This is a genomic window from Synergistaceae bacterium (assembly GCA_012521675.1).
GTDB lineage: Bacteria > Synergistota > Synergistia > Synergistales > Aminobacteriaceae > JAAYLU01.
On the sequence record JAAYLU010000041.1, the window covers coordinates 25,034 to 38,897 of the forward strand.

A 13,864-nucleotide genomic window follows, 5' to 3' on the forward strand; every position below is an offset into this window, starting at 1 on the left:
CTCCTAAAAGCCGGGCGCGATATCGATGTTCTTACCCGCCCATCTGACGGTCACTTTCTCCGGGGTGATCTTCACTATCCGCCCCTGTTTTTCAAGGAATGAGTATCCAGCCTTCACAATGATACCATTGCCGACGCCGTTTATGTCCATGATGGCGATGGATTCCTTGCCGACCACCATGATCGCGCGGACGAACATTATCGGAGGCAGGGCCTCCACGACGAGAGGCTCTATCAGCGGAACGTCGACTATGCCCGCTGAGGCCGCGCCTTTGGCGGAGGGCCTGGTCGCGACGAGGGGCTGCCTGTTTCCATCGACCAGGGATGCCGACGTCGCCTTGCTGCCGTGCCTCGCCTCCACGGAGGTCCTGAAGCTGTCGATGATGCTGTCGAGCCTCTTGCTGTCCTCCTGCGATTGGCTCGCCGGAGGCTTGGCTCTCACCTCCGCCTCGGCAGACAGGTCCACCACTTTCTTGAAGCCCCAGCCGAAAAAGACCGTGCCCCCAAGGAAGATCAGTATCAGCACCGTCCGCAGGTTGCGAAACGAGCCCTCTCCCGCCAGGAGTTTTTTCCAGAATGACTCTCGTCCAATAGTATCCAACATCGGCCCCACCTACTTTACTATGACCGATTCGACGATGGCGATGCCCTTGGCGCCCCCGTCGTCCATGGCCTCGATGCGAACCGAGGAGAGCCTCAGTGCGATCTTCAGATTGCGCCAGTCGGAAAGAGTCCTCACGAACGAGTAGTAAGGCCCCTGGAAATCCACCTGGACACCGTTACGCCCCTCTTTGGAGGAGGAGGGCTTCACCATGTCGCTCCTCAGGCCGTTGTCGGTGAGCTTCTGCTGAACCCAGGAGTAGAAGGCCACCTCGTTTTCGGGCAGCTCTATCTGGTACCTCTCCAGCCGTGCGATCGCCTTCTTGTAGACCTCGATCTGGCGGAGCTTCTCGTCTATCTGCAGCTCCGTCTGTTTCTTCTGTACCCGGAGGCTGTTCTCCACGGAGCGAAGCTCCTCCGTCTTCTTCATAAGAAAGAAGGAGCCGGCGATCATTCCAACGGAGATCAAAAGGATGATAAGAAACAAGATCGTGTCCCTTCTAGTCACTCTGCTCGCCCTCCTCTTCCATGAAAAGCTCGGACGGCGGATTGGCCGTCTCGAAGTCGTGCAGCGAACAGGCCAGCGAGAAATCGACCAGCGACTGCCCTCCCTTTGTCGCCCTGGATGTCACGGGGAAATCCACCGCCTTCACGACCGTCGCGTCCAGCAGCCCCTTGCCGAACTCGACTACGTCGTCCTCCTTGTAGGCCTTGCCCTGCAGGGTCGCCCTGCCGGGAAGGATGGAGATGTTCTGAATCCATACTCCGAGCGGCAGCGAAGACTCGAGCGCCTGGATTAACTCCAGCGCGGGCAGCTCGTCCTGGAGCAGCTTGAGGGCCGATACGTAGATCGCCTCCTCCTCCGAGAGGCGGACAAGCTCGTTGGCCAGCCGGGCGTTCTGCGCTCTCAGCACTGCCAGCGAGTCCTCCAGGAAGGTCACGGAGCTCTTGAGCGACCGGAAGAGAAGCCCCGTGCGAGCGATCGTGACCGAGCCGATCAGAAAAAACGTGACCATGAAGAGGACGATCAGCAAACGGCCCACGTTCAGCTGCTTTTTCTGCGCCGCAACTACTTCTCTTGGGCGAAGATCCAGCGAAACCCTCATGATAGCCCCCGCACCGCCAGCCCCACGGCGGCATCCCAGTTCAGCGCATCGTCACGGGGAAAGGGCAGCCCCCAACTGCCCCACGGATCCGCTGTCATCACCTTGATCCCGCTGGTCTCTGCGATCACGTCCTTCAGCTCCCCCTCGCCGGCGAAGCTGCCGCCCAGGATGATACTCTCCACCAAAAGGTCCCTGTACTGGTTCTTGGCGAAGGTTAAAGTGTTTGAAATCTCCCTGACGAGAGGAGTGAAATCCATCTCGCCATCCTCCATGGGCATGATGTCGACGAGAGAGGTCCTGTAGAGGATGCCGTTGTCCCTGTAGCCCAGTATCAGCTGGCTTGCGGAAGGGCCGGTGAAAACCGCCAGGTAGCCCGCGGGGAAGGACAGGGTCGGGCCGATGAACGACCTGAACATGGCGACGTTCTCCGGTTCGATCGTGTCAAGCGGCATCTTCACCGTTTCGGCAAGGCGCATGACCGATTCGACAGTGCGCAGCTTGCAGGCCGCCACAAGCACAGACATCATGCCCGGCTCGCCCTTCATCGGGTTATCCACCTTGGCTATGTCCACCGCCGCGTCGGAGAACGAATAGGGGAAGTACTTCTCGAAATCCCACTGCAGCGCCTCGCGCGCGTCGTCCATCTCCAATTCCGGAAGGTCTACGACCCTTATAAGGATGTCGCGGGAGGGAAGAGAAAGAGCCACAGGCGTTTTGAAGCCGCCGATCCTCGAGCCAAGGGCCTGCAGGGGTGCAAGCAGCTCCCCGGCGTTCGCCAGGGAGTTCTTCTTCACGCCCTTCCCCCCGGAGGGGAGCGACAGTTTATTCACGACCTTGAGGTTGGAGAGGCCGCCCTCGACCTCGAGATACCTTAGGTCGTCCTCATGCAGCGCCAAGCCCGCCTTGTTTGTCTGCTTCCTGAACAGCGCCGAAGCGACCATATGTCCACTTCCCTTCATCAATGCAGCTACCGACTATCGAATTGTATCATCACTTTCAATAAAAGGGTTTAAATCGTCACCCTCAACGAGCCCTCCAGAAAGCGGGGGTCATCTCAAACTCCCACGTGTCTTGAAGGTCTATCTCTTCGTTTTCGTGCAGATTTGGGATTTCCCCTTCGAGAATACTCTCTCTCAACCCCTCGTCCTCGTCGAGGCCGGGCTTTGATTTTAAAAGGGTTGCGCTGACTGCCAGGTTGTCGCCCAACAGGGCCGCCCCGGTGACCTTGATCCCCTTGAACTCCTTGTACTTCTTTCCCCAGCTCTCCGGTGCCGCGCCTGTCTTCAAATTTAGCATGTACAACCTGGAATCACCGTTTTCGGCGCACTTATCGCTTGAATCGGGAATGAAAGTAAAAAAGATAACGTAGCGATTTCTGTAAAGCAGCGGGGTGGTGGCCATGACCTCCCGGTCATCGGATTTTTCCTTGGACTCCAGTTCAAGATACCAACCGGTCCTTTGTGGATTGACCTCGTATGAACCGTCGTCCGCCCCGTCATTAGCCGACAACTTATCCAGATCCGATGGCAGGTAGGGCGTCTCCTTCGGGGTCGTGATATTCACAGCGGCAAAGTAGTTGGAGTCGCTAGAGGTCTCCTTTTCTATGAACTCCATGACCTCGCCGCTACCGGCGCAGAGCCATAGTTTCCCGTCGATGTGGAAAGCGTTCAATCCCCTGAAGATGCCTCCAGCTTTCCCGCCGGGGAACTTCAAGACCGCCGACATCTTCCAATTCCCGCTATTTACATCGGACAAGTCCGCTTTATAGACAGTGCCGGAGCTGTCCCCCGCGACTATATCTTTGAGCTCTCCATAGGAGTCGTACTTGTCCCTCACAGCGATCACGTGGGAGGTGACGGGGGCTTCCGCTGCGAATCTCTGAATTATCGAGCCATCCTCCACGTTTCCTGCAAATAGAGCCCCTCCGGGAGACTTGTCCCCGGAAATGGATCCTGCGAAGCCACTGCCCATCAGAAAAATCCATTTCCAGTCGGGGGTCGTGCTACCGAGGCGCACCCTGCCGATGGCAGGCTTGCTTATCGTACGGCGAAGTAGGCGATAGTCGTATTCGTGCCCGTCCAGGGCCGTATGAGCATAGGAGTCGAAGAGTGTCTGCCCGGAGGATTTTTTCCAGCGCAAGACCTTCCATTCGTTGGCGTCCTCCGCCATTTTTGGCTCGTCGGCACCTGTCTCGTAAATGGAGTTCTCTATCGCCCAGAGCATCGAGGGCGACGACGGGTTCGTCACGTCCATAGCGTAGAATCCCGGCCCTCCGGGGCCCAAAAGCCCTAGAAGCAAAGTCCTGTATCCGCCCGAAAGATGCACGTCCTCTGTAGCCAACGGGCCGTTCAACAGATACCTTGAGTACGAGGTCTCGTTGTCGCTGTACTTGCCGTCCTTGACCCTGAGCCCTGCCAGCCTGCCCTCGGAGAGCACGTTCGGCGGGATGAAGGCGAAGATCTCCTCCCCGGATTTGTCGTCGAACGCGTGGAGCATTCCGGCATTGGACTGGACATACACAAGGGGGCGACGGCCCTTCCAGCTGTTCCTGAACGAGGCATACTCCTCACCGAGGACCCCGCCGATGGGCGATCCCACGTAAGAGATGCCGCTGTGGTTTATGTCGTATAATTTGTGGACCTCGTAGCTGTTGATCGTATCCAGTTCGTAGACGTTCTCTCCTCTAAGCCAGTTTATGAAATCTTTTGTCGTGGAATTATCCTTGAGACCGATAGTAGTGCGCAGGGCGGAGGCTTTATCACCCTTGAACTCGCAAAGGTTGTTAAATATCGCCGTGAGACCCTGGTATGCAGTGTAGATACTCCTGGAATTCCAGGACTTCTCGTCCAGCTCCTTCGAGGCCTCCCAGGCCTCCTCGTAGTAAGAATCTCCGTTCTCCCTGGTCTTGCGCACATTTTTCCGGAAATATCCCTTCCACTGCCGACCATTCATTGGATCGTGGCTCGGCAGGTATACAACCGACTCCTCCTCCGGGCCGCTCGGCGGCGCGATCATGGGCGACCCTCCCGTTATGCCGGCCGCCTCCTGGATCTCGGAGAATATCTGCCGCAGGGCGGTGAATAGCTGCTCCATGTTCGCGGCAAAATAGGCCTTTTCCGTACCGCCCTTTTTCGCCGCATTATTGAGTGTATTGACTAGGTTTTGCTGTCCCTGTTTGTCGGGATTGACGAAGCCTATGATAAAGGCCTTGATCTTCTGGTTGGCCGAATTGTTGCCGACGGTCTGCTTGCACAGGTTTTCGACGGCTTTGGGAACGTCATTGAAAATACGATTTTCGTAATTATCCTCGCCGTCTGTAAGAGCGATCAGCCAGTTCTGTTGACAGTAGTCCGTGATCACGTCTTTGGCATTGAAATACTGCAGTGCGGAGCTGGCATTTTGTCCTGTATCGTATATCGAATTGGCCAGAGGAGTCCAAGTATCGGCGCGGAACTCCCTTACTATATTTTGGCCGCTGTATTCAGTCTCAGGAAGAGCTCGTCCGGCGACATTCTCTCCGCTGAACCACTCGCGCAGGTTATCGATGTGATTGCCATATGTCGATGTGTAGTCATCGAAATAATCAGGATCTGCGGTTGCCAATCTGAACGGCTCCAGCAGCATTCCCCTGTTGGACACGCCGCTGTAGTTCCAGTAGAGCTCAACCGATTTAGTCCAATCCCACTTTTTATTCCTACCACTGCCGCTCGCATTTAAATCGACGTAGTTCCCCGAGGCTTTCTCCATACTGGACGCATACTTATGGTGATAGGCAGCGAAAGCTATGCGAAGGCCGCCGAATATGGCCTCATCATGGAGCAGTCTCCACATCACGTTCTTCAGTATGTACATCCTGCTGTCGTTCGGGTACTTGTATATACTATAATATCCATTCTCTTTTTCGTGCATCTCGGCGATCTCGTCAGGCGACAGGTCGCCGGCACCGGCATTATAGCTGGCGAATCTATCGCTTAAATTATAGTTTGGCCAGCCATTTCTGACCTTTTGTTGTATTTCCGTCTCCATCTGGGTTATAAACTTCTGCGGGATATAGACAAGGCGCGGATGGTAGTTGTAGTCTACCTCGCCGTCCGGGCCGAGGGCGACTCTGTTGTTGGCGGGATACACATCTTTCCCGAAATAATTGTATAAAATATTATCTTTGCTGTCAGTATGAGGAGAGGAGCCATCGCCGTACGTTGCCTCCTCCTTGACGTTGGTTATCAAATCCGATTTGGTCATGGATCCGCTGTTGTCTATCAGCATCAGCACGTTGGGCGACACAAGGGGCTTGGAGTCCTTCGGGAAGGGCGGCAGCTCTCCATTCGCGGGGGAACAGAAAACCAACCCCGCAAGCACAAGGATGAACACCATTGTTATCCGCAACTCTCCGGACAAGATCCTCTTCGCTTTCATTTCCATCCCTCCCGGCGCCTGTTCGGCATTATGTTCTCTATTCCAAAGTCATTCATAATCCACAACAACAAACTGCTCAACTGTCATCTCTCTTCCGTCCATCGTGGCAGTGCTCTTTATGAAATAGCGATAGGCATCGATGGAAGAGTAGCCATCATCATCCTTGTGCACCCGGAAGGGAGGGGAGTTCTCCGTGAAGGAGAGCGAGTCGAGGTCGAGATTCCTGGTCTGGTCTATGTTGACGTCGTAGACTGCAGCCAAGTATGGTATGTCCTCGAAGGTCCCTTCTATACGAGCAGCATTGGAGGCGTATTTCGCTAAAAGCGGCTCGATGACGGGGTCCGACAGATGGGCCTGCTCAAGGGAGGAGAAACCCCTTCGCGGGAACTGACCCTTGGACGCCTTGAAGCTGTCCGCAAGCCATATCTTGCCCTGTTCGATTCCTGCCAGCGCTGCGTTCATGAGGAGCTCGTCCTTGCTCTTCATCATCGAGACAGCGGCCAAATTCTCCGTCAAGTACAGGGATACTCCAACTATCATCCCGGCCACCAGGAGCACGATGAGGGAGAGAGCGAGGGCCATGCCCTTTCTTGATCTCATATTGATGGTGTTCATCAGTTTCGTATCCTCCACGTCCGCGCAACCACTGCATGGCGGTAGGCATCGTCTTCAATCCCGGGCGCCGCAGAGGGCCATCCGTCGACTTGCCCCTGAATCCCCGGCTCGCGCCTTGTGTCAGCCCTGGCAAGGACCGAGACTGTCAGGAGCCTGGTGGATCGGTCGAATTCGCACCAAAGCCCCGCAATTCCGTCGACAACGGGTTGAGCCCCCGATCCGTCGAGGCGGTCGATCGTCAGGGTCTCGTTATTTACCTTGATCTTGGCGGCCGCCATGCGGTAGAGCTGGTCGAAGGGCAGGACGTCTATGTCGTTATATACTTTTCCCTCGATAATGTTCTTACCCCCTGCCTCTTGGAATTTATCCAGGAAGAGTGGCGACTGGGCCGAGGGAAAAAGAGCCCAGGACTTCAGAGAGTCCTTGTCGCCAGGGCTGAAGAATGCGGGAGGCAGGGGTCCGGAAAGCTGAATCTCGTATTCTTCATTCGCCTTGAAACCGGCACCTTGTTTTGTCCCCACTCCGCTCGCCACCGCGTATACCATCCACAACGCCGGTGCCTCGGTTTCGCTTAGCAGGCATGTTTCATTGTCCTCGGCCAGCTGTACGAAGCTTGTGAAGCGATTCTCCACCGCGCCGGATGGAAACAGCGGCATGACCACCCCAAGCCCCGGGTCGAACGAACGGTGGAAAGCCTGCTGGTCGAACGGATTCCCGTCGGGTGGAAGGCCGAGCCCGGCGCTATGGGCAAATGGTTGGATCGCAGCCAGCGCGATCAACCCGCGTTGCTTGGCGGAGGAGATATCCTGGTTGACCTCGTAGCTCTTGAACACGGAGAACAAGAGGGCCATCGCGGCGGCCATGACAAAACCTGTGATAATAATCGCGATCAGCAGTTCGACCAGGGTGAATGCACCGCGGCGGTTCGTGCCCCTCACTCTTACCGCCCCTTTCGAATTGCACTGGAGTGGTCGCTCAACGAGCGTCTCAGGGTGACCGACCCCTCCGGCCATGATATTGTCACTCTCCCGACATGGTCCTGCTTCGACGATTTTAGCTCGAACACGGAATAGTCGGTGGGCACATCATGTTCGGGGATGGTCGCCCTGGAATCCGCCTCAAGTGAGTCGAGCTCCCTCATGCCGATTGATATGGCATTCTCGTTGCGTATTGCGCCAAGCGCCAGCTTAGTCGTCATAATCGGAACGGCTGCTATAGCCATGATGCCTATGGACAGTATGAGCAGCGCAATTATCGTCTCCACGAGGGAGACGCCGCGCCTGCGCGACGTATTTATCTTTAACATGGGAAACAGTCCTCTGTTCATGGTGCCTCCGATGTTTGTATTCATGTTGAGAGGGGGCGGTCGGAGATAGTTGCCGCCAGCGGCCGCCCTCTTGATAGCTACCGCAACCTCATGTAGACGTATGAGCCTCCCTCGTAGGGCTGGCTCTCGGTGGGGCCCGCGTACAGGCCCGCCTCCTTCTGCCTATCCTTGAGCTTCTGTCCGACGCCCGAAGGTATCTTGTTTTCATCGCTGTTGGCCACCCACCAAGAATCGGCGGACACTGTTACGGTCGTGTAGTTATCGGCCACGGTCTCCTCTTTGTCCATGTACTTCTTAAGGTCGTCGGTCGTCGGCGCCTGCTCCTGCTTGTGATGGTCGCCGTAGTATAGAAGAGCGGCGGACTTCAGGCTGCGAAGGTCGCTCACTATCTTGGTGGCCTCGGCCGAGTCCGTCCCGCTGCCCATGACGAGCAGCATCGCTCCCGCGAGGATGCCGATTATGATGATGACTATCAGCAGCTCGACCAGGGTGAACCCCTTCCTGCGCATGACTCCATCATTAGTCCTCATCGGGACACACCTCCTGCGTTCTTATGGTGCAGGCAATTGTGATATAGGCCGGGGCTTGCGCCCCGGCCAGTAAAGGACCAGCGACTACTTGGCGCGCATCCAGGCTTCATCGTCACCATCGGCGAACGCATCACCTCCTGGTTCAACAAACAGGCCGAGATCTCCTGCCTTGGGCGCGAGTTTGGTTGAGACTCCTCCCGTAATACCTGTCTTGCCGACCCACCACTGACCTTCCTCTGTATCTGTATCCACTTCGTATCCTGTGCCGACATCCTTATCCATGTAGTCCACAAGGTCATCAATATCAGGAGCGTCGTTCGCCGCATTGTCGGCCATGAACATCAGAGCCGCTGCCTTCAGGCTCCGCAGATCGCTGATGATCTTCGTCGCCTCGGCTGAGTCGGTGCCGCTTCCCGCCACCAGGAGCATGGCGCCTGCCAGGATGCCGATGATTATGATGACTATCAGCAGCTCCACAAGGGTGAATCCTGAACGTCTCTTGAGCATTTTTTTCATGATACTACCTCCCTTTATTTTGTCAGGCATAAAAATCAGAACATAGGTTAACAATTTCGCCGCTTGCCGCAACGGCCTCGGAAGACTGAGGGAATGGACTCTGATGCAGAAGTCTGTCCTCATCGTTAAGAGCGTCCGGACGCGTATCTCCTCCTCTTTTGGAATTTAGAGAATATCAACTGACGAATTATATCACATCGAGGTAAGTAGAACAATATTTATCGCACTACAATGAGTTCGGTGTGTCCTACATCATCTCCTGGATCGCCGTGACTATGGGGGTGAAGATGGCCAGGGCGACGATGGCGACTATCCCTCCGACGAAGATTATCAGGAGGGGCTCTAGTATGGAGGTGAGCTGCTTGATCTTCTCCTCCAGTTCGGTCTCGAACCAGTCCGCCACCTTGGAGAGCATCTCCTCCAGCCTTCCGGTCTCCTCGCCGACCTTCATCATGTGCGAGATCATTATCGGGAAGGCCTTTATGTTCTTCGCCGTGTCGCCCAGCGATCCTCCCTTGCGAGCCGCGTCGCGCATGGTCTCGTAGCCCTTGGCGATGACGGCGTTGTCCGAGACCTCGGCGGTCATCTCCAGCGCGCGCAGTATCGGCACACCGGACTCCACGAGGGAGGACAGAGTCCTGTTCGAGCGGGCCATTATGCCCTTGAATACGATGTCGCCGACCAGGGGAAGGCGGATTTTTGCACTGTCGACGATCGGGCGGGTGGTCTTGTTCTTGTTCATCCAGCCGATGATCAGCATGATCAGAAGAATCGTCACCGCCGGGATGTACCAGAAGTTCGTCATCCAGTTCGAAAACTTGAAGACGGCGACTGTCATAGCGGGAAGCTCGACGTTCATGCCCTCGAAGACCTTGGAGAATTTGGGCATTACCACCGTGACGAGTATGTAGAGTATGACGAGGGCGAAGAGTATGACCGCCGTGGGGTAAGTGACGGCCGAAACGATTTTTTTTCGAAGCTCGTCCTGCTTGTCCAGGAAGATGGCGAGGCGCTCGATGCTCTTGTCAAGCACGCCGCCCTCCTCTCCGGCGGCTATCATCGCCACCATGAGGGTGCTGAACTCGCTTCTGCCCCTCATTCCCTCGCTGAAGGAGTGGCCGGAGTCTATGCCGGCCCGGACCTGTCGGATGGACTCCGCCAGGCGCACGCTTCTTGTCTGTTCGGAGAGGATGTCAAGGGCGTTGCCCAGGGTCACCCCGGCGTTTATCATGGCGCTGAGCTGACGGAAGAAGATTACCATGTCGCGAAGGGGGATGGATCTGTGCATGTTTATCCAGTGCATCAGGGAGGAGCCGCCGGAGGAAGGTGCTGCCCTCTTCGCCGCCCTTGCCGCGCTTATCTCTATCTTAATCGGGAACAGGCCCTGCCGGCGAAGCTGGCCGACGACGTCGTCCTGGCCGGAGCCGGAGAGGACTCCCTCGACTATCCTGCCGTCGGCGGCGCGCGCCTTGTACGTAAAGTCCATCTCTACCTCCGCGATCTTTAGGAGCTGTGGGTACCGTCAAACGGTATCATGATACTATCGGTTATTCGGACGCGCAAGTGTAGGGGCGCTGTTTTAGGCATAGAGCAACCTCTTAAGGTCGTTCGGGTCGTAGGCGTACTCCATGGCGGTGCCGAGGTGCATCACGCCTTGGTTCACCAGGTCGGCCAAGGACTGCTCCATCGTCTGCATGCCTATGCTTGTCCCCGTCTGGATGAGGGTCTTTATCTGGTTTGTCTTGCCCTCCTTTATGCAGTTGCGCACCGCGGCGTTGGCGAGGAGTATCTCCGTGGCGACACCCCTTCCGCCGGTGGACAGGGGCAGAAGCTGTTGAGAGCATATACCGATTATTATGGAGGCCAGCTGTATGCGTATCTGCTGCTGCTGGTGGGGAGGGAATACGTCTATTATCCTGTCGATCGACTGGGCGGCGTCCTGGGTGTGAAGAGTGCCCATGACAAGGTGCCCTGTCTCGGCGGCCGTGATCGCGGCGGCGACAGTCTCGAGGTCCCTCATCTCGCCTATCAGTATCACGTCGGGGTCCTGCCGCAGGGCGCGCTTGAGCGCCTCGGCGAAGCTGTCCGTGTCTATGCCGACGTGACGTTGGTGCACTATGCACTTTTCGGACTTGAAGATGTACTCGATCGGGTCCTCGATCGTGATTATGTGCTCCTTGCGGGTGCAGTTGATCATCTGGACGAGGGCGGCGAGGGTGGAGCTCTTTCCGTGCCCGGTGGGGCCGGTCACCAGGAAGAGGCCCCTTCTCTGCTCGGTGATCCGGGCGAGGACGGGGGGCAGTTTCAGCTCTTCCAAGGTGCGCACGCGCATCGGTATCAGCCGGAGGGCGATGCCCATCCTCCCCGATTCGTAGTAGGCGTTGCCTCGAAAGCGCAACTCCTTGCCGTCCGGCGAGCGATAGGTGAAGCTGAAGTCGTGCTCCTTGCTCTTCTTGAACCTGCCGATCTCCGGCGGCAGGAGCAGAGATTCAAGCACGTTTTCCATGTCCTCCGCGGAGAGTGATGGATACTCGGGATGCTGGTCGATCTTCCCGTCCACACGGAAGGCAGGCTGCAGTCCCTCGCTGAGGTGAAGATCGCTTGCGTCGAGTTCTCCGGCCTTCGTCAAAAGGTCGTCGATGCGCAAAAGAGCTCCTCTCCTTTCGTCATGCAAAAGTGATGCTCATCACATCTTCAACGCTGGTAACGCCGGATGCCACTTTTTGCACTCCCGCCTCCCTCAGCGTTTTCATGCCCAGTCTTATAGCCTCTTTGCGTATTACGTCCGCGCTTGCGCCGTTGACTATCAGCTCGCGGATCGATTCGGTGACTACGAGTATCTCGAAAATCCCCTGCCTGCCCCTGTAGCCGAGGCCGCGGCAGTCGTTGCAGCCCACCGGCTTGAAGCCTTTTGTGCCGGCGGGAAGGCCGAGCGTCGCGCATACCGGGTCGGGGATAAGGTACTCCTCCTTGCACGAGGGGCAGAGGGCGCGGACCAGCCGCTGGGCTATGATGGCGATCAGGGAGGATGACACCAGGAACGGGGCTATCCCCATGTCGGAGAGCCGGATAGGGGCGCTGGGGGCGTCGTTCGTGTGCAGGGTGGAGAGCACGAGGTGTCCGGTAAGTGCGGCTCGTATCGCCAGTTGTGCCGTAAGGCCGTCGCGGATCTCGCCCACCATAATCTTGTCCGGGTCCTGCCTCAGAATCGAGCGAAGGGTGGACTCGAAGGTCAGCCCCGCCCTCTCGTTCACCTGGACCTGGCTTATTCCGTACATGGAGTACTCAACCGGGTCCTCAACTGTGATTATGTTGACCTCGGGCCTGTTGATCTGCTCCAGTATCGAGTAGAGGGTAGTGGACTTTCCGCTTCCCGTCGGGCCGGTGACCAACACCACCCCGTTCGGCGCCTCGCAGATGTAGTCCAGCTTCTCCTTGTCGTCCTCCTCCAGGCCGAGCCTTTTAAGGCCGACCATGGCCTTCTCCTGGTCGAGTATTCGTATGACTATCTTCTCTCCGTAGACGGTCGGGAGGGAGGAGACTCGGAGGTCGACCCTGCGCCCCAGGATCTTTATCAGGATGCGCCCGTCCTGCGGCCTGCGCCTCTCCGAGATGTCCATGCCGGACATGATCTTGAGACGCGACGTCAGTGCCGGATGGAGGACTTTCTGGTAGTCGAGCGCGTTGTAGAGGGCCCCGTCGATCCTGTAACGAACTCGGGCGCTTCTCTCGAACGGCTCTATGTGAATGTCCGAGCAGTGCTCCCTGACGGCTTGCTCTATGACGTTGTTGACAAGCTGAACCACGGGGGCGTCGTCCGGGGAGCTGGTAGCGGCGGTCATCACGCTCGTCTCTTCTTCAGCGCTTTCCATGAACTCGACGCTGGCGCCTTCCAGGGTTTCCTGTATGGTGTAAAACCGCTCGAGGTTCATCTCTAGCTCCGAGGCGGAGACTATGCCGATGCGGATCTCCATGCCGGAGATCATCCTGACCTCGTCCTGGGCCAGGACGTCCAGCGGATCGGCCATCGCGACGAGAAGCACGTTTTCGTCCTCGACGGCCAGCGGTACTAGCTGAAGCCTTTTGGCCACGGCGTGAGGCACCATTCTAAGGGCCTCTGTCATGGGACGGTACCGCGACAGGGTGTAGATGTGGAGTTTCAACTGGTTCGCCAGGGTCTCCAGGAGGTTGCCCTCTGTTATGACGTTGTTTGACAAGAGCAGCTGCCCCAGTTTTAGTCCTGTGCGCTTCTGCTCTTTTAAAGCTTCCTGCAACTGGTTCTCGGTGATCGAGCCTGATTGCACCAGGAGATCACCAAGTCTGGGCATCTTTGCCATATTAACTCCCCTTTGTGTCGACACTTGTGCTGCAAGAAGGATGATATCCCATCGGGATGAATTAAACAATAAAAAGACAAAAAAACCGCTCTCCGGGAGGAGAGCGGAAAAGACTCCGCTGGAATAACTGGTGGAGATGATCGGATTCGAACCGACGACTTCCTGCGTGCAAGGCAGGCGCTCTCCCGCTGAGCTACATCCCCGTTTTTGCTGCATTGGTGAAAATGGTGGGCCGAGGGGGATTCGAACCTCCGACCTCGCGGTTATCAGCCGCGTGCTCTAACCAACTGAGCTATCGGCCCTTTGAATAACACAGTGCGCAGATCCGAGCGAGTGTTTGTCTCTGTTCCTTCGTTCCTTAGAAAGGAGGTGATCCAGCCGCACCTTCCGGTACGGCTACCTTGTTACGACTTCACCC

Annotated in this window: 13 protein-coding genes, 2 tRNA genes and 1 rRNA gene; all 16 read right to left on the reverse strand. The window is 56.8% G+C overall.

What is annotated here, in order from left to right; genetic code table 11:
- Positions 1-3: 3 nt before the first annotated feature.
- Positions 4-603, reverse strand: a complete 600-nt coding sequence (locus GX181_04490; GenBank protein NLM71209.1) for a hypothetical protein — start codon at positions 601-603, stop codon at positions 4-6.
- A gap of 9 nt (positions 604-612) precedes the next feature.
- On the reverse strand, positions 613-1,107 hold the full coding sequence (locus GX181_04495; protein ID NLM71210.1) for a hypothetical protein: 495 nt from the start codon (positions 1,105-1,107) through the stop codon (positions 613-615).
- Complete coding sequence (locus GX181_04500) at positions 1,100-1,705, reverse strand: PilN domain-containing protein (GenBank protein ID NLM71211.1); 606 nt, start codon at positions 1,703-1,705, stop codon at positions 1,100-1,102. Before GX181_04500 ends, GX181_04495 begins: the two co-directional genes overlap by 8 nt.
- The gene (locus GX181_04505; GenBank protein NLM71212.1) at positions 1,702-2,646 is read right to left on the reverse strand and encodes a pilus assembly protein PilM; all 945 of its coding nucleotides are present in this window, start codon (positions 2,644-2,646) and stop codon (positions 1,702-1,704) included. Before GX181_04505 ends, GX181_04500 begins: the two co-directional genes overlap by 4 nt.
- 82 nt (positions 2,647-2,728) lie before the next feature.
- Positions 2,729-5,977, reverse strand: coding sequence for a hypothetical protein (locus GX181_04510; GenBank protein NLM71213.1), 3,249 nt, complete (start codon positions 5,975-5,977; stop codon positions 2,729-2,731).
- A 192-nt stretch (positions 5,978-6,169) separates the two neighbouring features.
- Positions 6,170-6,721: a hypothetical protein gene (locus GX181_04515; GenBank protein ID NLM71214.1), complete on the reverse strand. Its 552-nt coding sequence runs from the start codon at positions 6,719-6,721 to the stop codon at positions 6,170-6,172.
- Between the two features lie 14 nt (positions 6,722-6,735).
- Positions 6,736-7,674 (reverse strand): type II secretion system protein, encoded by a 939-nt coding sequence (locus GX181_04520; protein NLM71215.1) that lies wholly within the window; start codon positions 7,672-7,674, stop codon positions 6,736-6,738.
- Positions 7,675-7,676: 2 nt separating this feature from the next.
- On the reverse strand, positions 7,677-8,042 hold the full coding sequence (locus GX181_04525) for a prepilin-type N-terminal cleavage/methylation domain-containing protein (protein NLM71216.1): 366 nt from the start codon (positions 8,040-8,042) through the stop codon (positions 7,677-7,679).
- A 98-nt stretch (positions 8,043-8,140) separates the two neighbouring features.
- Positions 8,141-8,593, reverse strand: coding sequence for a prepilin-type N-terminal cleavage/methylation domain-containing protein (locus GX181_04530; GenBank protein NLM71217.1), 453 nt, complete (start codon positions 8,591-8,593; stop codon positions 8,141-8,143).
- An 84-nt stretch (positions 8,594-8,677) separates the two neighbouring features.
- Positions 8,678-9,109, reverse strand: coding sequence for a prepilin-type N-terminal cleavage/methylation domain-containing protein (locus tag GX181_04535; GenBank protein NLM71218.1), 432 nt, complete (start codon positions 9,107-9,109; stop codon positions 8,678-8,680).
- Positions 9,110-9,356: 247 nt separating this feature from the next.
- A complete protein-coding gene (locus GX181_04540; GenBank protein NLM71219.1) occupies positions 9,357-10,595 on the reverse strand; it encodes a type II secretion system F family protein in 1,239 nt (412 codons plus the stop codon).
- A gap of 93 nt (positions 10,596-10,688) precedes the next feature.
- Positions 10,689-11,756 (reverse strand): type IV pilus twitching motility protein PilT, encoded by a 1,068-nt coding sequence (locus GX181_04545; GenBank protein ID NLM71220.1) that lies wholly within the window; start codon positions 11,754-11,756, stop codon positions 10,689-10,691.
- 19 nt (positions 11,757-11,775) lie between these two features.
- Entirely contained in the window at positions 11,776-13,446 is a 1,671-nt protein-coding gene (locus GX181_04550; protein NLM71221.1) for a type II/IV secretion system protein, read from the reverse strand.
- Positions 13,447-13,574: 128 nt separating this feature from the next.
- Positions 13,575-13,649 (reverse strand) — tRNA-Ala (locus GX181_04555).
- A 22-nt stretch (positions 13,650-13,671) separates the two neighbouring features.
- A tRNA-Ile gene (locus tag GX181_04560) sits at positions 13,672-13,748 on the reverse strand.
- A 52-nt stretch (positions 13,749-13,800) separates the two neighbouring features.
- A 16S ribosomal RNA gene (locus GX181_04565) occupies positions 13,801-13,864 on the reverse strand; the annotation flags it as partial.

Bases quoted from the DNA above. Each gene is read 5' to 3' on its own strand.
- GX181_04490 (NLM71209.1), bottom strand. From the start codon at position 603: ATGTTGGATACTATTGGACGAGAGTCATTCTGGAAAAAACTCCTGGCG.
- GX181_04500 (NLM71211.1), bottom strand. From the start codon at position 1,705: ATGAGGGTTTCGCTGGATCTTCGCCCAAGAGAAGTAGTTGCGGCGCAG.
- GX181_04505 (NLM71212.1), bottom strand. From the start codon at position 2,646: ATGGTCGCTTCGGCGCTGTTCAGGAAGCAGACAAACAAGGCGGGCTTG.
- GX181_04515 (NLM71214.1), bottom strand. From the start codon at position 6,721: ATGAGATCAAGAAAGGGCATGGCCCTCGCTCTCTCCCTCATCGTGCTC.
- GX181_04525 (NLM71216.1), bottom strand. From the start codon at position 8,042: ATGTTAAAGATAAATACGTCGCGCAGGCGCGGCGTCTCCCTCGTGGAG.
- GX181_04530 (NLM71217.1), bottom strand. From the start codon at position 8,593: ATGAGGACTAATGATGGAGTCATGCGCAGGAAGGGGTTCACCCTGGTC.
- GX181_04535 (NLM71218.1), bottom strand. From the start codon at position 9,109: ATGAAAAAAATGCTCAAGAGACGTTCAGGATTCACCCTTGTGGAGCTG.
- GX181_04540 (NLM71219.1), bottom strand. From the start codon at position 10,595: ATGGACTTTACGTACAAGGCGCGCGCCGCCGACGGCAGGATAGTCGAG.
- GX181_04550 (NLM71221.1), bottom strand. From the start codon at position 13,446: ATGGCAAAGATGCCCAGACTTGGTGATCTCCTGGTGCAATCAGGCTCG.